This window comes from Agromyces laixinhei (assembly GCF_006337065.1).
Lineage (GTDB): Bacteria > Actinomycetota > Actinomycetes > Actinomycetales > Microbacteriaceae > Agromyces > Agromyces laixinhei.
Window position 1 is genome coordinate 3,223,529 of record NZ_CP040872.1, and the last position, 19,017, is coordinate 3,242,545.

Here is a 19,017-nt window from a genome sequence, read left to right on the forward strand (position 1 = left end):
GACCTACTCCCGCTTCCGCGAGACGACGCGCTGGAGCAGCACGAACACGAGCAGGATGCCGCCGGTGATGATGGTCGTCATCTCGGGGCGGATACCGCCATCGCGGGTGATGAGCACGTTCATGAGTCCGAGCACGAGGGCGCCGATGACCGAGCCGAGCACGTAGCCGTACCCACCGGTCAGGAGGGTGCCGCCGATCACGGTCGCCGCGATGGCGTCGAGCTCCCAGCCGATGCCGGTGATGTTCTGCGCGATTCCGAGCCGTGACGTGTAGATCACCGCGGCGACGCCCGAGAGCGTGCCGCTGATCACGTACACGAGCACCTTGGTGCGCGGCACCGGCAGACCCATGAGCTGCGTCGAGCTCTCCGACCCGCCGATCGCGTACACCGTGCGGCCGGTTCGTGTGCGGTGGAGCACCACGAAGGCCACGATCACCACGATGGCCGCGATCACGACGCCGGGGGTGACGACGAGGTCGTTGACCTTTTCGCCGTCGATCACCTTGAGCTGCGTTCCGAGCCAGCGGATGGGCGACTCATCGGAGAGCCGCTCGGGAACCGTGCTGAGCAGCGATGCCAGCCCTCGTGCCAGGAACATCATCGCCAGTGTCGCGATGAACGGCTGCACGTTGAAGTACTGGATCAGGATGCCCGAGATCAGGCCGAAGACGGCACCGAACGCGACCATGAGCACGATGACGAGATACGGATTCCACCCGGCGCTCGAGAGCATCACGCCCGCGACGCTCGAGAACGCGATGATGGCGCCGACCGAGAGGTCGATCCCGCCCGTGAGGATCACGAACGTCATCGCCACGGCCAGCACGATGAGGTGCGCGTTGTTGATCAGCAGGTTCGACATCGTGTTGAACTGCAGGATGCGCCCGTAGGTGACCTCGCCGTAGATCACCATGGCCACGAAGATGAGCACCGCGGCGATCGTCGGCAGTGCCGAGGGGTTCGTGCTGAGGATGCGCCGGAACCACCCCGCGAAGCCGGTCGCGGCGGTCGGGGAATCGAGGGTCTGCGACTCGGGAGTCTTCACGTCGGTCATGCCGGCACCTCCTGCTTCGTCGACTCGGTACTGCTACTGGATTGGATGGGCTCGGGTGTGCGTGGTCGTCGACGACGGACGAACCAGCTGCGCACGCGCTCCGACTGGAGCAGGCAGAGCACGACGATCACGATCGCCTTGAACGCGGGTGTCGCCGACGAGGAGATGCCGAGGAAGAGGATGGTCTTGTCGAGGGTGGCGATCAGGAGCGCACCGACGACTGCACCGCCCAGCGAGAACTTGCCGCCGGCGAGGGAGGTGCCGCCGATCACGACCGCGAGGATCGCGTCGAGCTCCATCTGGTACCCGGTGCGGGACACGTCGACGGTCATCACCGTGCCGACCGACATGATCCCGGCGACGCCGGCGAGCAGCCCGCTGACGATGTAGACGGTCAGGAGCAGGCCCTTCGGCTTGATGCCGGCCATGCGGCTCGCCTTCGGGTTGATGCCGGTCGCCTCGATCATGAGGCCGAGGGCGCTGCGCCGCACGACGAGGCCGACGATCACGACGATGAGGATCGCCAGGAGGAAGACGACGGGCAGCCCGATGAGGAAACCGTTCGCGATCCATTCGAACGGGTCGTTCGAGGCGGCCGTGTTCTGGCCCCCGGTGATGACCTTGGCGAGACCACGACCGGCGAGCATCATCACGAGCGTGCTGATGAACGGCTGCAATCCGACGTAGGCGACGAGCACGCCGTTCACTGCGCCGAGCACGGCACTGACGATGAGGGCGAGCCCGACCGCCGCGAGCATCGCGCCGCCGGATCCCGTGTCGGAGGCGCTCTTCAGGAACTCCATGGAGACGGCTCCGGACACCGCCATGATCGAGCCGACCGAGAGGTCGATGCCGCCCGTCGCGATCACGAGCGCCATGCCGATCGCGATCATGATGATCGGGGCCGAGGCACGAATGATGTCGACCATGTTGCCCACGAGGTGACCGTTGGCCGGGTTGAGGGAGACGGCCAGGTACGACGGGTCCTTCACGACGTTGAGGGCGAGGAGCGCGAAGATCGCGACGATCCCCCAGAAGAACGGCCGCCGGACGAGGTCGGTCAACCACGTCATGCCGCCGGTGGTCTGCGTGTTCATTCGTTCACCTCCGCGATGATGTCGTCTTCGGCCTCGACGAGGCTGCTGTGGGCGGCGGCTTCCACGCCGTGCGCCGCGATGACGTCGACGATCCTCTGGGCGGTCACGTCGGGTCCGTTCACGATCTCACCGATCTTCTGATGGTCTTTGAGCACGACGATGCGCTCGCTGAGTCGCACAACCTCCTCGAGCTCGGAGGAGATGAAGACGACCGACATGCCCTCTTCGGCGAGTTCGGCGACGGCCTCCTGGATCTCGGCCTTGGCTCCCACGTCGATGCCGCGGGTGGGCTCGTCGAGGATGAGCAGTTCCGGTTTGGTCGCAAGCCAGCGGCCGAGCAGCACCTTCTGCTGGTTGCCGCCCGACAGGTTCTTGATCGGCCGGTTCGGGTCGGCAGGGCGCACGTTCAGCGCTGCGATGTAGCGCTGCACGATCTCCTCCTGCTCCTTCTTCGGAATCGGCCGCGCCCACCCGCGCTCCGCCTGCACGGCGAGGATCATGTTCTCGCGCACGGTCAGATCGGCGATGATCCCCTCGTCGCGGCGATTCTCGGTGGAGAAGGCGACCCGGTGGTTCAATCCGTCGGCCGGGGACTTCACGTCGACGCGCTTGCCGTGGATCGTGATCGATCCCTCATCGGGCCGGTCGGCGCCGTAGAGCAGTCGGGCGAGCTCCGTGCGGCCGGAGCCGAGGAGGCCGGCGAAACCGACGACCTCGCCGCGGTGGATCTCCAGGTCGGTGGGCTCGATCGAGCCGCGACGGCCGAGTCCTTCGATGGCGACGACGGGGTCGACTGCGCGATCGCGCTCCTCGGTGCGGCGGTTGCCGCCGAGCGACTTCAGCGCATCGAGGTCCTTGCCGATCATCTTGGAGATGAGGGCGTGTCGGTCGAGGTCGCGGGTGAGGTACTCGCCCTCGTACTTGCCGTTGCGGAGCACCGTCAGCCGATCGCTGATCGCGTAGATCTGATCGAGGAAGTGCGAGACGAAGAGGATGGCGACACCCTGGTCGCGAAGCGTGCGCATGACGCGGAAGAGACCCTCGACCTCTGCGGCGTCGAGGCTCGAGGTCGGCTCGTCGAGGATCAGCACCTTGGCCTTGATGGCCATGGCGCGGCTGATGGCGACGAGCTGCTGCATCGCGATCGACAGCGACGACAGGGGCAGGTGGGTGTCGAGGTAGTCGAGGCCGAGTCGGGCGAGGGCCTCGGTGGCGGCGCGGTGCGTGGCTCGCCAGTTGATGCCGAGCAGCCCGCGGACCTCATGGCCGAGCATCACGTTCTCTCCGATGGAGAGATTGGTGACGAGATTGACCTCCTGGTACACGGTGGAGATTCCGGCGGCCTGGGCATCCGCGGTGCCGTGCAGGAGTCGCTCCTCTCCGGAGACGAGGATGGAGCCGGAGTCGATCTTGTAGACGCCCGTGAGCGCCTTGATCAGGGTGGACTTGCCGGCCCCGTTCTCGCCCATCAGGGCGTGGACCTCACCCTGGATGAGTCGGAAGTCCACTCCGTCCAGGGCTTTGACACCCGGGAACTCGATCGAGATGTCACGCATCTCGACGATGGGCAGTGGTTCAGTCATGGCATTCGCATTCCTGTGTGCTCGGCCGACCGTGCGGCCGAGAAGTCTCATGAGAACGGTGCGGGGCCCTTGGGGATGGACCCCGCACCGTTGGGGGCTCGCGGGCACGAGACCCGCGGCGTGGATCAGAACTTGCGGTCGGGCAGCGCGGCCTGAGCCGCCTCGGGCGAGTCGAACGCCTCGCTCGGCACGATGATGTACGACTCGACGCTCTCGCCGGCGAGTGCCTTCTCGACGACGTCGATCGCGGTCTCACCGAAGAGCGGGTTGTACTCGTGCACGAAGCTGAGCGTGCCGGCGGCGAGCGCCTCCATCGCGGCGAGCGTGCCGTCGATGGTCGCGATCTTCACGTCGACGCCCGGAGTGAGGCCTGCCTCCTCGACGGCCTGCGCCGCGCCGAGGCCCATCTCGTCGTTCTGTGCGAAGACGAGCTGGATGTCGTTGTTGTTGGCCTTCAGGAGCGTCTCCATGACGCTCTTGCCCTCTTCGGCCGACCAGTTCGCGGTCTGTGCGTCGACTTTCACCAGATTCGAGCCCTCGACTGCGGTGTCCCAGCCCTCGTTGCGCTCGTTGACGACGCCGACGCCGGCCGGCCCCTCGAGCACCACGTAGTTCGCGCCTTCGGGGAACGCCGAAACGGCCCAGTCGCCCACTGCCTCGGCCACGACGAGGTTGTCGGGCGCGATGCGGGTGACGTAGAGGCTGGGGTCGTCGGGTTCGATGCCGCGGTCGAGCAGGACCACGGGGATCTCCGCCTCCTGAGCACGGGCGAGGGAGTCCTCCCAGCCCGAAGCCTCGGTGGCGGAGAGGAGGATCACGTCGACCCCCTCGTCGACGAACGACGTGAACGCGTCGATCTGCGACTTCTGGTCGAGGTTCGTCGCCGGGGCGTACTTCAGGTCGAAGCCCGCGTCCTCGGTGAACGTGTCCTGGATGTTCGTCTCGTTGGCCTCGCGCCAGCCGCCCTCGGGGCCGACCGCGACGAAGCCGACCGAGATGAGCTCGCCTTCGCCTGCCGCCGCCTCGCCGCCGTCGCCGCTCGCGCAGCCGGCGAGTCCGAGGGCGAGCGCCCCCGCACCGACGAAGCCGAGCAGTCCGAGCATCCGCTTCTTGTGTGCCATGTTCTCCTCCTTGAGACTCTTCGACCTGACGATCGAAGAGGAAGTCCGCGTGCCTGTTCGTCAGACACTCTCGGGTGTGTGCGATCAATTGTGCGCGCTAACAATTGGTTTGGCAAGCTCGAGAGCTAGATTCGTTGCAATTCTGTTACCGCGCACAATTATTGCTCGCCGAGGCCTCCCTCAAGCTCGCAGAATGTACCGCTGAACCTGGTCCGATTCAGCGGCGCGGCGCGGCGCTCGAGGCCCGCACGACGAGGCTCGGCTCGATCAATTCGTGCTCTTCGGTCGACTCGCCCTCGATCGCGGCGATGATCGAACGCAAGGCGAGAGCGCCGAGCGCGGCGAAATCCTGCTTCACCGTCGTGAGCGGCGGCAGGAAGTGCCGGGCGTCCGGGAGATCGTCGAACCCGACGACGCTCACGTCTTCGGGAACGCGGAGCCCGCGATCTGCGAGCCCGTGCACGAGGCCGAGCGCCATCTGGTCGTTCGAGGCGAAGACGGCCGTCGTCTCGGCGAAGTCGAAGGACGTGCCGAAGTCGTAGCCGCAGTCGGACGTCCAGTCGCCGACCACGAGACTCGCTTCGGGCAGCCCTGCGGCCGCCAGGGCTTCGCGCCAGCCCTGCGCTCGTGCCCGAGCGTCGAACCAGTCGAGCGGACCCGCGAGATGGGCGATGGACCGGTGGCCGAGTTCGATGAGATGGGAGACCGCCATGATCGCACCGTCGCGCTGGTCGACCCCTGCGGTGTGCATCTCGGGGTGGGGTTCGGACTTGATCACGAGGGTCGGAAGGCCGCCGCTCTGCTGCCGGAGCAGGTCGAGCGACGATTCGCGAGGAGCGATCACGCAGAGGGCGTCGACACCCTGCGTGACGAGCTCGACGACACCGGCGTCGATCTGCTGGCCCTCCTCGTCTGAGACCGAGTACGCGCTGATGGCGTAGCCGGCCTCCCGCGCCGCGCTCTCGAGCGCGCGCAGCGTGCTGTTCGGCCCGTACTGCACGGGGCTGTCGACCACCACGCCGATCCGCATCGCCCGGCGTGTCGCCAGGGCGCGTGCGATCGAGCTCGGGGTGTAGTTCATCTCGTCGATCGCGTGGAGGACGCGTTCCCGCGTCGACTCTCGAATGTTCGGATGCCCGTTCAGCACGCGTGACACCGTCATGTGCGAGACGCCCGCGACCTTGGCCACGTCGTAGATGCTCGGCCGCTGCCGCCCATTGCGCGTCGCCTGATCAGACATTGCCGCTCACCTCGTTCGATCTCGTGGCCGCCGGCATCTCTCCGCGGGGGGCCGACATGTCCTGTACGTCGGCGCGGTCCCTTCGGGAACCGATTCTCACATCGTACGGCGACGACCGACGGGAGACACGCAGACAGGGCGCCACCGGCACGACGCGCCCGGTGCGCGGCACGGAACCGGCCATCAGCGCTCGTCCGCCGACGAGTTCGCCGTCCGGCGACCTTCCTCTCGTGCCTCGGCGAGCGCCGCATCGAACCGGCGGCGCGATCGCAGACGCCCCCAGATCACGGCACCGAGCAACAGCGCGATGCCGATGATGACGATGAGCTGGGGCCACGGAACAGCCCAGACCATCACCTGTGTCGAATGGGGCTCGAGCGCCGAGGTCTCACCGTCCATCGTCACGACGGTCGCGTCGAGCGTGACGGTCACGGGCACGAGGAACAGCGGCCAGACGTCGTCGACGACCGCGGTGAGCGTCCGCGTGTCGCCGGGCAGCAGTTCCTGTCGAATCTCCTGTTCCGCCGGGAATCCCGCTCGTCGTCCGCCGGCTTCGACGATGCCCTCGGCGAGGAGGCGCGTGTTGCCCTCGTTGACGACGTCGAACGAGACGGTCATCTCTCCGGGGCGCAGCGGGTTCCATGAGAGCGTGTAGCCGGATTCGATCGTCTGCACGGTGGCGGCGGGCGTCAACTCACCGGTCACACGGGTCAGCACGCGGAAGCCCACCCGGCTGTCGACGCCGAGGCTCGTGCCGTCCTCGGCCGACTGCCGCGACAATACGGAGGCCGTGATCCCGGCCGCATGGTCACCTGGTTCAGCCTGTTCCGGAACCTCGATGGTGAACGGGATCACCACGGTCTCACCTGCACCGACCGTGACGTCCTCGGGAAGGCTGATCCAGGTTCCCGCCGCCACCGACTTCTGATCGGCGGGCAGGATGTCGAATCTGCCCGTGCGCGTGTAGAAGCCGTCTGCCGCGGTGAGGCTGAAGGTGACGGATTCGTCGCTGACGTTTCGCACCGCGAAGTGCTCTTCGATGCGCTCGCCGGGGTCGAGGCTGTGCTCGACCAGCGTTCGCCCGTCGGGGCCGGAGGCGTCGGCAGGCGTGACCGACCACCGAACGGCGGGAGGCTCAGCGGGATCCTCGGCGGCTCGCGCCGGCGACGACGTCATGACGGCGAGCGCGAGCCCGCACATGAGCGCCAGCGCCAGGAGTGCGCGCAGGGATGCGCGCGGGCGAGAAAGCAGGTGAAGCACGGTGGGTCCAGACGTCGGGGTCGGGGCCGCCTACACGGCCCCGACCCGTTTCAACAGAGAATCAGCTGCCGGCCGATCAGTACGCGTCTTCCCACAGCGTGAGGGTCAGCGTAGCCGAGTACGCACCGGGGGCGACGTCCTTCGGAGTCTTCAGGAACAGGTCGGCGTCGGCCTGCCACTCGCCGACGGCGTGCGCCTCGCTCGAATCGAGCGCGAGCGCGAGCAACTCCTCGCCGACGAGACCGACGTTGTTCGCCGAATCGCCCGAGCCCTGCGTCGGCTCGTCGAGCGAGGTGACGACCTCGTCACCAGGAGCGACTTCGCCGTTGCCCTCGGTCAGCAACCGAGGCACCCAGCCGAGCTTGTCGGCACCGATGTCGGGCACGCCGGAGGCACTGAACGCCGACGACTGGCCGGTCACGTACCAATACACACCCGACGGCACGTCCTCACGATCGTCGGTGACGGTCACGGTCGGCAGCACGCCGTTGAACTGACGGAGCTCGGGGTCGGTGCTGGCGCCCTCGGTCAGACTCGTGGTGTTCTCGGCGACGCTCATCGTCAGCGCGCCCACGGGCGGCAGCGCGTCGATCTGCACGTCGACCGTGACATCCGAGCCGTCGATCTCGTCGGCGATCGCGGCTCCCGCTGCGCCGATGAGGAGCATCCCGCCCAACGCACCGGCTGCGGTGCGGGCGAGCAATCCCTTCGTGTTCATTCCATGTCTCCATTCCCGGCCGGCGCGATGTCCGAACCGACTGCGAGCGACCGGACCATCCGATCGTCGGGTCTCGCCGAGTTCAGCCGAAGGCGACTGTTCCTGGCATCCACTCCCACTGCCGTGCGGCGCGGGGTGAGGTATCGGCCACCGTCGCCCGCGCCGCGGATCGCGGCCGCAGCGGGCGGTTGGACATCGTGAGCATGTTGGCACCTTTGCTCTGGATCCCATGGTGGATCGACTGGCTCGAGTTCATGTTAGCGCGCACTGTTAGCGGAAACAAGAGTCTCAGTCGCAGGTGACGGCCGGGTACTCGACCGTGAGCGTGCGAGTCACGGGCGCCCCGTCGACCGTGGCACCGGCCGCGACCGAGACCGATCCCGCATCGATCGACGCGAGCCTCGTCATGAATGCCTGCGACGAACTCTTCCCCGCAGCGAGCGCCGTGACGTTCCGACTCCCGAACTGGCCGTCTACGGCGAAGTCCACCGTCACGTCGTCGACATTCGAGACGGTCGTCGTGACCACCGCCCTGCCCGCCACGCATCGAACGGCCGCGACCGCCGACACGTCGAGCGTTGCGACGTCGGCGCGCACGATCTCGATGCGATACGTCACTGTGGTCGTGTGATCCTGCGCGGCCGATCGCAGCGTCAGCACCGTCGGCTCGTCGCCTTCGGCGAGGGCGATCGTTCTGGGCAGCGTGTCGTCGATCAGCACATCATCCGCGTAGACGAGACCGCTCGGCACTGCCGGATCGGCATCGAACGTCGCCGCCGTCGCGTCGGCGGGCACCGTGGCGATGTACGCATACGTGTCGTCGGTCAGTTGCGGCGACAGCTGTCCGTCTGTGAACGACAACTTCGTCAGATCGGCGTCCGTCCCATACGTCGTCTTCGTCGTCGTGTAGACCCCGTAGACGCCTCCGACGTAGCTCGTGCCATTGCCCTGGAATCGCACGGTGACGACCGGGATCCTCTCACCGTCGTCGTCCAGAACGTACTCGCCGTTCTGGTCGCGCTTGTAGCTGTCGGCCGCGGGAATGCCTGCCAGGACCGACGCCGGGATCCGGTCGTACTGCACGTACCAGCTCGAAGCGCCTGCCGCGCCGGTGATGCGCTCGTGCTTCAGCAGCACATCGTTCACGAAGACGTCGAACGTCCGGCCGTTGTCGCCGCCGAAGTAGCGCGCGCCGAGGAAGTTCTCGGTCGCTGCCGGATCGACGATCATCTCGTACTGGAAGTACGCATCCGCAGCCCTCTGCCCGTCGCGGTATCCCTCCCCCAGGTGCACACCGACCGACGACTTGTTGTATGCGTAGTTCTTGTCGGCCTCGCTGTTGTTGTTGTCGAACGACGTGAGCGAATCGATCGTGGTCTCGGCGATGCGCAGTTGCTCTTTGCCCTTCAGGATCAGCTGCTGCGCCTCTTCCGAGTCCGGTTCAGTCAGGTTCATGTAGATGGCATAGCGGGCACCGTAGAGGCTGTAGTACGGCTCGAACGTCAGTGCGGCGGATGCAGGGTCAGCGCCTTGGAGCTTGAACCGCATCGTCTCGAGCCCGTTGGCGTTCTCACCGTCCGCCACCCGAACGAGATTGGCGCCGATGTCGGCCTTCCAGCTCACAGCGTCGTCGACCACGACGCTGTTGCTGACGGACTTGTCGGCGACGCTCATGCGCACGAGCACACCGGCCACGTACGTCGCGTCGACATTCGTGCGGTTGAGCTCCGTTGCCAGCAGCACCGGACCGTACTTGAACGCGACCCAGTTCGGGTTCTCGGTGTCGTCGTCGACGACGACCTCTGCGGTCAGCACGTACGTGATCTCGTCACCCGCGGCGACCGGCAGGTCGATATAGCCGTCGGACTGGAGGGACGCGACATCCGACGTCTCGCCGTTCACCGTGAGCGTCGGCGTCTCCGCCACCCAGTTCGGAATGCGCAGCCGCAACGACGTTCCATCAGCGAGTGCCCCGCCGTCGAGTGCCTCGACCGTGAGGGTCACGGTGTCGTCGGCGGGCACGTCGGCGACCTGCACGAGCCTCAGGTTGTGCTCACTCGACGTCAGCTCCGACGACCGGAACTGGTTGACGTAGACCGCCCGGTCCTTCGTGAAGTAGAACGAATCGCCGAGCTTCGTGAAACTCTCAGTGGCGGTGCCGTGGTCGCACCAGAACTCGTCGAAGGGACGCCCGAACACCTTCGCGTAGCCCGCGGTCATCGGCTGGAAGTACGTCATCATGCCGGTCTCCGGGTTCTGTGACGCGAGGATCGTATTGATGTAGGTGGATTCGTAGAAGTCGGCATACTTCACGTCGGGGTCGACCTGGAACAGCGCCCGCGAGAGCTTCAGCATGTTGTATTCGTTGCAGCCCTCCGACGTCGAGTTCTCGCCGTATCCCGAGGTCGTGCCGTTCGTGGCGTGCTCGTACAGCGTGCCCGGTTCGTGGAAGTGCTCGGAGTGGCTGTTGCCGCCGTTGGCATAGGAGTGGTCATCGACGACCATCTGCCAGAAGTTCTCGGCGGCATCGCGGTACATCCCGAGTTTCGCCTTCTCTGCCTCGGTGAGCGTCTCGAAGAGGTCGGGGTTCTCGGTGAAGACCGTGTACCGTTTGAGCGCGCCGATGAGCTTCGGGATCGTCGTGTTGGCGTGCTTGCCGTTCAAGACGTCGTCGCCGGCCGCGAGTTGCTCGAACAGCGACACCTCGTCGAAGTACTCGGCTGCGCCCTTGTGCACCGGATCCTCGGTGATGCTGTAAAGCTCGTACAGCGCCTCGTTCATGCCGCCGTACTCGGTGTTGAGGATGCTCGCGGGGTTCGCCTGCCGACCCGCCCAGTCGTGGACCCAGGTGCCGAATCCATCGGCGACCTCGAGCGCCTTCGCCGAGACCTCGGCCGGAGCCTGCTGATGGGCATCGAGCAGACCGGCGAGTACCTTGTGGAGGTTGTAGAACGGCACGAGCAGGCCGCTACCGCCGCTCGGGAGCAGGCTCACCGAGAAAGGTGAGACATATCCGGCGTTGGCCGGATCCTTCACCGCGTAGGCGTCTTGCGCACGGTCGAGTCCGTCGACCGCCGTCGTGAGCTTCGCAAGGAGCGCGGCCTTCGTCGGCTCATCCGTCGTCGTGGCGTACGCCTGCGACAGCGCGGAGATGTAGTGCCCGAAGAAGTGGCCCTGGAATCTCGTTCCGCTCGTGCGCTCCCAACCGCCGTACGGCTCGGCGCTCGTCGGCAGACCCGCCTCGGTGGCGAAGGCGTACAGGAACCGTTCGGGGTCGAGACTCAGGAGGTACTCGATCATCTTCTGGTTGCTGTTGACCAGGTACGGGTCCGCGAGGAGGACCTCGCTCAACTCCGTCTCCTCGAGGGAGATCGACGTCGACGCTCCGCTCCGCGGCACGGTGATCTCGAAGGTCTTCGACACAGGCTCGCTTCCGCCGTACGCGGCCGTCGCGGTGAGCGTGACCGCGGCCGCAGCGGACTCCGGGCGCGTCACGGCCGCCTGCCCGTCGTCGACGGAGATGATGTCGGGGTGCGACGACGACCAGTCGACGTGCGTGCCGTTCGCGGTCTCGGTCGGCAGTTGGAATGCAGTGGTTGCGCTCGAAGGGATCGACAGCGCCTCGAGCGCAGCCAGGGCCACGGCCTCGGGGGCGAACGACGGGTCGTTCCGCTTGGTGAGCTCGACCACATCGTCGATCGTCGCGACGGCCCTGTAGAGCTCGTAATCGTCGAGCAGTCCTCTGACGTGCGCACCGTCGTACAGCGGGCCGTTGTAGCCGAGGGTCTTGACGGTCGTGCTCTCGGATTCGATCACTCCCGTTGCCGTGCCCGTCGCCGGGTTCTTCACGGTGGCGACCTGGCGCACACCGTTGCGATAGAAGTCGACCTTCTTCGTGGCCTTGTCGAAGGTCACCACGACGTGCGTCCACTGCCCGGCCGGGAAGAACCCCGCGCGGGCGGTGTCGACGGCCACCTTGTACGGCTGCCCCGTCGCGGGCCCGACAGACAGGACGAGCGGAGAGGCATCGCTCTCGGAGGTGAGGTACCAGCCGGCCGAGTTGTAGGCCAGCTTGCTCCACGCGAAGACCTGCTCGCCGGTCATCGCCCCGTGCGGCTTGTACCAGAACGACACGGTCAGGTCGGCGGGCTGCAGAGCGGCGTCGGTGCCGAGCCGGACGGCGTTCGTCCCGTCGAAGTCGAAGGCCTCGCCGTCGATGCCGGCTCCGTAGGCTTCGCCGCCCTTCTGCATCGTGACGGATGCCGCGTTCGGCCCCGCATCCGAGAGGTTGCCGTCGAAGCTCAGGTCCAGCACCTTCGCCTCATCGATCGACAGCGGCGCAGCCACGGCCGCCGCCGGAACACCGATCGCGAGGGCACCGGCGGCGAGCGCCGCCGCCGTACCGAACGCCACCGCACTGCGGATGCTCTGCATGGGATGCCGATCTCTTCGGATCCTCGCGTCGGCCATGATCGCCATCATGAGTTCGATCAATCGCTTCTTCGCCATTGCTCCGTGGGCCCCTTTGCTCAGGTGATCTTCGTCACGTCGACGTCGTCATGTGGTTTCACTCATACGTCATGTGGTTTCACTCATACGCCGATTCTGTTACCGCTATCAGATTGAGCTCGTCCATTCTTGGAGCAATCCTCGTCAGGAGTCAAGGGTTTCGTCGCAAACCGCCTCCATCGACGACATCTCCGGATCCAATCGACCGAAGTGCTTGCCCATTCGAAATAGTGAGCGCTAACATGCTGTCGCGTGCACGCCACCGCGGCGTCCTGCCATCCGGCCGCGCCTCAGCAAAGGAGCTGGAGTGGATTCCACTGCTCACCAGATGCCCCATCATCAGATGCCCCGCAGGAACCGTCGCACCCGCGGCCTCCGCGGCGGGTTCGCCTCTGCCATCGGCGCGGCGCTCGTGCTCACCGCCATCGTTCCGGCACACCCCGTGGCCGCGGCGGAGCCGACCCCGCCGGCCGACGGGCTCGTGGCCGCGTATGACTTCGGGCAGACGACCGGCATCAGCGTCCCGAACTCCGCGACCGGCGCCGCCCCTGGCCCGGCCACAGTCGTCAACGGCTCCGATGCCCACTGGACCGGTTCGTCGCTCGAGCTGACCGGCGGGGCGAAGAACGGCGCCGGCAACTGGGTACGCCTGCCTGACGGCATCCTCGGCGGTGCGACCTCTGCGACCGTCACGATCGAGGCGAAGCTCGACGCCTCGATGAAGAACAACTGGAACTTCCTCTGGAACATCGGCAGCGACTCGACGAGCCAGTACTACTTCGCCTCCGTGCGCGACAACCCGCGCACCGCGATCACGACCTCGGGCGGCGGCGGCGAGGTCAACGCGCGCTCCGGTACGGCGCTCAGCGCCGACCGCTGGTACAGCCTCACTTCGGTGATCGACGCAGCGGCCGGGCGCATCACCTTCTATGTCGACGGCGTCGAGGTGGCCTCCACGCCGACGACGCTCACGCCCGCATCCATCACCGACCAGAGCCTGAACGCGATCGGCCGCGGGCCCTACCCCGACCCGCTCTACACGGGCGAGGTCTCGACCTTCCGCGTCTATGACCGCGCCCTCACCGCCGCTGAGGTCGACGACGTCTCGGTCGCCGACGCGGCGATCCACACGGAATCCCACGAGCAGGCCGCTGCTGCCATCCTCGACTCCGTCGAGCCGGTGACCATCGACGACACCGTGACCAGACTGCCCGACTACGGCGAGAAGGTGACGTGGGCCTCCGACGACCCGGCCCTGGTCATCGGTGACGACGGCCGCACCGTGATGGCCGAACAACCCGCCCCCGGTGCCGAGCCGATCTCGACGACGCTCACCGCGACCGCATCCGTGCGCGGTGCCAGCGCCTCGCGCGAGGTGGCCGTCACCGTGCAGCCGCAGGCCGAGGCCGGCGACCCCTACGGATACGCCATGGTGCACTTCATCGAGGACTCCGCCGGCTACGCCGAGAAGATCTATCTCGACGTGTCGCGCGGAAACAACCCCGAGCAGTGGGACCCGCTGAACGGCGGCGAGCCGATCCTCGCATCGGATCTCGGCACCACCGGCATTCGCGACCCCCACCTGAGCTACAACCCCGAGACCGAGACCTACTACATCATCGCCACCGACCTGCGGGTCTTCGGCGGCGACCGCGGCGCAGACGGATGCCTCGACTGGTGCCACTGGAGCTCGCAGGGCAGCACGAAGCTGAACGTCTGGGAGTCGAAAGACCTCGTCAGCTGGAGCGAACTGCGCCAGTTCGACGTCGCGACGTCGGTGGATGGCACCGAGCTCGTCGAGCTCGGCATGGCGTGGGCACCGGAGGCGACCTGGGTCGACGACTACCACGAAGACGGTCGCGGCGCGTTCGTTCTGTACTGGTCGTCGAACGTGTACGACGACGCGCAGCACTCCGGCGCGACGTACTCGCGCATCCTGTGGGGTGCGACGACCGACTTCACGCAGGAGACGTACGAGTACGGCGGGGTGTTCATCGACGCCGGCGGCAACACGATCGACACCACGATCGTGCAGAACGAGGGTACGACCTATCGCGTCACGAAGGACAACTCGCAGGGCAAGGGCATCTACATGGAGTCGTCGCCTGCCGCCCGCTGGTGGGAGCCCGCGGCCGCGTGGACGCAGGTCCAGGCGCGCATCGGTGCCGAGTGGGCGGGCGGCAACGCCGGCGGCGTCGAGGGCCCGGCGGCGTTCAAGGTACACGAAGAGGACGCGTGGTACCTCTACGTCGACGTGATCCCGTCGACCGGCTACCGCCCCATGCAGACCACCGATCTCGACACCGGGTGGTCGCAGCTGGAGAGCAGCGACTTCGCCATGGCGCCGAGCACCAAGCACGGCGGCATCGTCGGACTCACCCGCGACCAGTACGACACCGTGCGGGCCTCAGATGCGACGGGCGCCGTGGCGGACGACCTCGGTTCCGTCGAGGTGCCGGCCGGTGCCGACGAGTCGGCGGTGCGCGACGCGCTGCCCGACTCGGCCGAGGTGACGCTCGCGTACGATCGCGGCACCGCGACCCAGCCGGTGGACTGGGAGCTGTCGGATGTCGCGACCGACGATCCCGGCACCTACGAGGTGACCGGCACCGTGCGCACCATCGGCGCGAACCTCAACCAGTGGGTCGGCACAGGCGGATCAACGGCCTGGGATGCACCGGGCAAGCAGCAGTACAGCTCGACAGCGATCACTGTGACTGCCGAGGTGGTCGTCACGCCGGGAGAGCCGTCGCTGCCCGTGTCGGTCACGGCCGACACCCGGTGCGTCGCCGGCAAGGTCGTGCTGACCGTGCGCACGGAGAACGAGCACGACGCCGCCGTGCGTGCCGTGGTCGACACGGCCTACGGTTCCAAGACCATGACGGCGATCCAGCCAGGCAAGAGCACGTCGGCGGCATTCACGACGAGGCAGACCTCTATCGCCGAGGGAACGGTCGATGTGACCGTCACCGCGGGTGACGACAGCACCGAGGCATCCGCCACCTCTGCGGCGGCAACCTGCGGCTGATCCCGCCCCGCTCGAGCGCCCCGCCGGGTGTTTCACCGGTGGGGCGCTTCGCATGACGGCCAGCGGCCGGTTCAGCTCACCCGCAGGTGAGGATCGGATACGCGATCTGCTGCTCGGCTGTCACGGACTCGACGGTCGCGTTGACCCCGATCGTCCCGGCGGGGACCGCGGCGAGGCGGGTGGTGAACGAGGCCGAAGCGCTCTTGCCCGGTGCGAGCGCGGCGAACGTCTTCGCACCGTATGCCCCCATCGCGGTGACGGTCACCGGCACGTCGTCGGCGTTCGTCACGGTCAGCACCTGCACGACCTTCCCCGCGACGCAGCGGCTCGCCACCGTAGCCGTCACTTCGGGCCCGGCGGAGCCGGTGACCGTCACCGTCGCCGTCACCGTGCGGTTCGACGGCGCGAGCCACTCGGCATCCGTCATGTCGAGGACAGGGCTGTCGTCCTGGCGGAAGTACACCATCCTGGCGCCGGCGTCGCGGGTGCCGTTCTGGGTGAGTTTCGCGTGGAAGATGTTCAGCAGATTTCCGTCGTCGTCGTACGTGTACGAGTTGTGGCCCGGACCCCAGTTGTCGGTGAACGCTCCCTCGTAGTGCCAGATGGGATAGTCGCGGATCGCCCAGGTCGCCGGGTCGAGCAGATCGGCACCGGACGCCGCGGTCGCGAGGCCGACGGCATAGGTCCAGTCGATGTTCGAGCCGGAGAAGGTGATCATGATCTTGCCGTTGCGCTTGATCACGAAGGGGCCCTCCACCACCTCGGAGGTGTTGGCCGACCAGCCGCGGTCCGGGAACGCGATCGTCGAACGGTCGCCGATCAGCTGCCACGCTCCGGTCTTCGACGGTGCGACCTTCGCGATCTTCAGCACGGCCGGACCGTTGCCGCTCGAGGGGACGTTCCGCTCGGACCACACGACGTAGTCGGTGCCGTCGTCCTCGAAGTGCGTCATGTCGAGGGTGATTCCGGTGCCGTACGACGTCAGCGGCCGGCCCGCCGCGTCGACCACACGCTGCGGAGCCTCCCAGTCGGCGCGCACGATCGGGTTGCCACCCGGCTTCAGGCGCATCGTGTAGGACTGCACGCCGTTCCAGGCGTTGACGCTGTCGGCGTTCGCGGCGAACAGGATGTACAAGTCGCCGTCGACGAGGTGCAGTTCCGGTGCCCACAGCTGCGCGTTCGTCGCGGTTCCAGAGAGTCCGAAACCGAGGATCCGGTTGTCCGGGGCACTCGCGATCCCCGCGATCGTGTCAGCTTGTCTGATGAAGAACTCGTCCTGCCCGTTGTCGTCGGTGGCGATGAACAGCCACGTCTTCTCGCCGCTCGGTAGCGTGTACCGCAGCACATGCGGGTCGGCGCGGCGCGCGATCAGCGGGAAGATCGTCTCGGTGCGCTGGAGAGTGCCCGTCACGGTGTACTCCCCGGGCGTGGCGGTATCGACCGCCGAGGCGTCCCAGTCCACCCGGAAGTCGTGGGTGCCGCCGTCGGAGTAGTCGGCGGTGACCTTCTCGGGAAGCTCGAGCTCGCCACCGGCGGCGAGCGTGATGTCGTCGGGCGCCTGCAGACCGGTGTTGTGCACGCGGCCGAGCAACTGCTCGGCCGAACCAGCCTCAGCTGCCGTGACCGGAACGATCGTCGCAGTCTCGGCATATGCCACATCGATGCTGCCCGACCGGCCGCTGGGCTGCTGCCCGGCGCCGAGCACGTTCAGCGTCTGGAACTCCGTCGTGCTTCCGGTCAGTGCCGAGCCGGCCGGGCTGGTCCACACCACGCGGTAGGCGTCGATCCGGGAATCCCACTCGGCCGACACTGCACTGGTCGCGCCCTGGGCCGGAAGGGGCAGCAGGCCGATCTCGGTCCAGTTCACCAGGTCCGGTGACGTGAAGACGACTGCACCGGCCGTCTCCGCGGCGCCGGACGCAGTGGTGCGGCGTGCGATCAGACCGAAGCCCTCGTCGCCCTGCAGACGGAACAGGTACGGGCCGGCGAGGTAGCGCTTGGTGCCGTTGACCTGCTCGGTCATGCCGGTGACCGTGGGGAAGACGACCCCGGCGCCGGAGTTCAGCGCGGTGTACGAGGTGCCGTCGGAGCTGAGTGCGAGGTGCCCGGCGCGGGTGACCTCGGGGTCATCTCCGCCTCGGGTGTTCTTCGACGTGGTGTACGCGGCCAGTCTCGAGGCGCCGGCCTCGGCGATGCGCACCTCGATGTCGGTGGTCGCGGCATCCGTTCCGGCGCCGACGACGGCCCGGAGGGTCGCCGCCGCGAGCCCGTCGTCCGGGGCAGAGGCGATCGTGCCGCCGGAGACGGAGCCGGCCCCGGACACGTGCGACCAGACGACCGGCAGGCCCTGCGCGGTGGCCGGGAGGACGTAGCCCTCCTCGAGGACCGACGGCAGCAGCAGGGCTGCGGCGGCCTTGGCTGCCTGCTCGGCGCGACTCGGCGTCGGCACGACCGTGACCGTGAAGTCCTTCGTCGCGCTCTTGCCGCGCACGCTCGAAGCCGCGGTCAGGGTCACGGCGGTCGAGGTGGCCGGTCGGGTGACCTTGCCATCGGCTTCGACGATGCCCGACGGCGACGAGGTCCAGCTCACGCCGCCGTCGGTCGGCAGCACGAGGTCGGTCTCGACCGCATCGAGGTTCTGCGCGTTGAGCGCGGCCAGGTCGATGCCCGCCACGACCTCGGCCGCCACGGCCGTGGCGTCGCTGTCGGACGCCGCGGCGATGTCCTGCGCCGAGAGAGCCTCGTTGTAGACCCGGAACGACGAGACGCCGCCCTGGTAGCGGGAGTCGCCCGCGTAGGCGCTCCTGCCGATGAAGTTCATCGTGTGGGTGGTCAGATCGCTCAGATTCACCGTCGAGTCGATCTTCTGGGCGACCTGGGCGCCATCGATGTACAGCCGCAGGGTCGAGGTGGTGCCGTCGGCATTCTTCGCGATCGTGGCCGCAACCGACTGCCATCTGCCGTCGGCGAGCCTGGTCGCCGAGGTGACCGACTGCTCGCCGGACCAGTTGGTCTTCGAGATCGCCACGCGCGGGGCCACGGGCTGGAGGAAGAACTGGCCGGTCGACGAGTCGCCCGAACCGCCGATGTTCCACAGGAATTTCGCGCCCGTCAGCGCGACGGGGCTGGTCTCGATGACGATCGTCGCCGCGCTCTGCCCGGACAGCAGGTTGTCGGGCAGTTGCACATGGTTCGCGCCGTTGAACTGCATGGTGCCGCCGCGCCACGCCGCGCCGCCCACGACGGTGCCGTCGCGACCGGCGCCGGAGACGTCGTGCAGCACGGTGCCGCTCGTCTCGGAGAAGTCGTACGACGCCAGCAGCGATGCCGGCTCGGCAGCGCCGGCCGCCACGGGACCGGCCAGACCCGCGATCAGGGCGAAGCCCAGGGCACCGGAGAGCATCT

The 19,017-nt window shown here is 67.4% G+C and carries 10 protein-coding genes; 1 reads left to right on the forward strand and 9 read right to left on the reverse strand.

What is annotated here, in order from left to right:
• Positions 1–3: 3 nt before the first annotated feature.
• The 8 genes from FHG54_RS15300 to FHG54_RS15335 form a co-directional block, all read right to left on the reverse strand.
• A complete protein-coding gene (locus FHG54_RS15300) occupies positions 4–1,056 on the reverse strand; it encodes an ABC transporter permease (protein WP_139418031.1) in 1,053 nt (350 codons plus the stop codon).
• Positions 1,053–2,153: an ABC transporter permease gene (locus tag FHG54_RS15305; RefSeq protein ID WP_139418032.1), complete on the reverse strand. Its 1,101-nt coding sequence runs from the start codon at positions 2,151–2,153 to the stop codon at positions 1,053–1,055. The genes FHG54_RS15300 and FHG54_RS15305 overlap by 4 nt, the downstream gene beginning before the upstream one ends.
• Positions 2,150–3,736, reverse strand: coding sequence for a sugar ABC transporter ATP-binding protein (locus FHG54_RS15310; protein ID WP_139418033.1), 1,587 nt, complete (start codon positions 3,734–3,736; stop codon positions 2,150–2,152). The genes FHG54_RS15305 and FHG54_RS15310 overlap by 4 nt, the downstream gene beginning before the upstream one ends.
• A gap of 125 nt (positions 3,737–3,861) precedes the next feature.
• Positions 3,862–4,857, reverse strand: a complete 996-nt coding sequence (locus tag FHG54_RS15315; protein ID WP_139418034.1) for an ABC transporter substrate-binding protein — start codon at positions 4,855–4,857, stop codon at positions 3,862–3,864.
• A 217-nt stretch (positions 4,858–5,074) separates the two neighbouring features.
• On the reverse strand, positions 5,075–6,097 hold the full coding sequence (locus FHG54_RS15320) for a LacI family DNA-binding transcriptional regulator (RefSeq protein ID WP_139418035.1): 1,023 nt from the start codon (positions 6,095–6,097) through the stop codon (positions 5,075–5,077).
• A 183-nt stretch (positions 6,098–6,280) separates the two neighbouring features.
• The gene (locus FHG54_RS15325) at positions 6,281–7,357 is read right to left on the reverse strand and encodes a WxL protein peptidoglycan domain-containing protein (RefSeq protein ID WP_232331512.1); all 1,077 of its coding nucleotides are present in this window, start codon (positions 7,355–7,357) and stop codon (positions 6,281–6,283) included.
• A gap of 76 nt (positions 7,358–7,433) precedes the next feature.
• Positions 7,434–8,075, reverse strand: coding sequence for a hypothetical protein (locus FHG54_RS15330; protein ID WP_139418036.1), 642 nt, complete (start codon positions 8,073–8,075; stop codon positions 7,434–7,436).
• 288 nt (positions 8,076–8,363) lie between these two features.
• The gene (locus tag FHG54_RS15335; RefSeq protein WP_139418037.1) at positions 8,364–12,584 is read right to left on the reverse strand and encodes a beta-L-arabinofuranosidase domain-containing protein; all 4,221 of its coding nucleotides are present in this window, start codon (positions 12,582–12,584) and stop codon (positions 8,364–8,366) included.
• A gap of 343 nt (positions 12,585–12,927) precedes the next feature.
• Between FHG54_RS15335 and FHG54_RS15340 the strand changes: the two genes are divergently transcribed.
• Positions 12,928–15,612, forward strand: a complete 2,685-nt coding sequence (locus FHG54_RS15340; protein ID WP_168197203.1) for a LamG-like jellyroll fold domain-containing protein — start codon at positions 12,928–12,930, stop codon at positions 15,610–15,612.
• Between the two features lie 76 nt (positions 15,613–15,688).
• Here the strand turns inward: FHG54_RS15340 and FHG54_RS15345 are convergent, their stop codons facing one another.
• A complete protein-coding gene (locus tag FHG54_RS15345) occupies positions 15,689–19,015 on the reverse strand; it encodes a family 43 glycosylhydrolase (RefSeq protein WP_168197204.1) in 3,327 nt (1,108 codons plus the stop codon).
• Between the last annotated feature and the right edge of the window lie 2 nt (positions 19,016–19,017).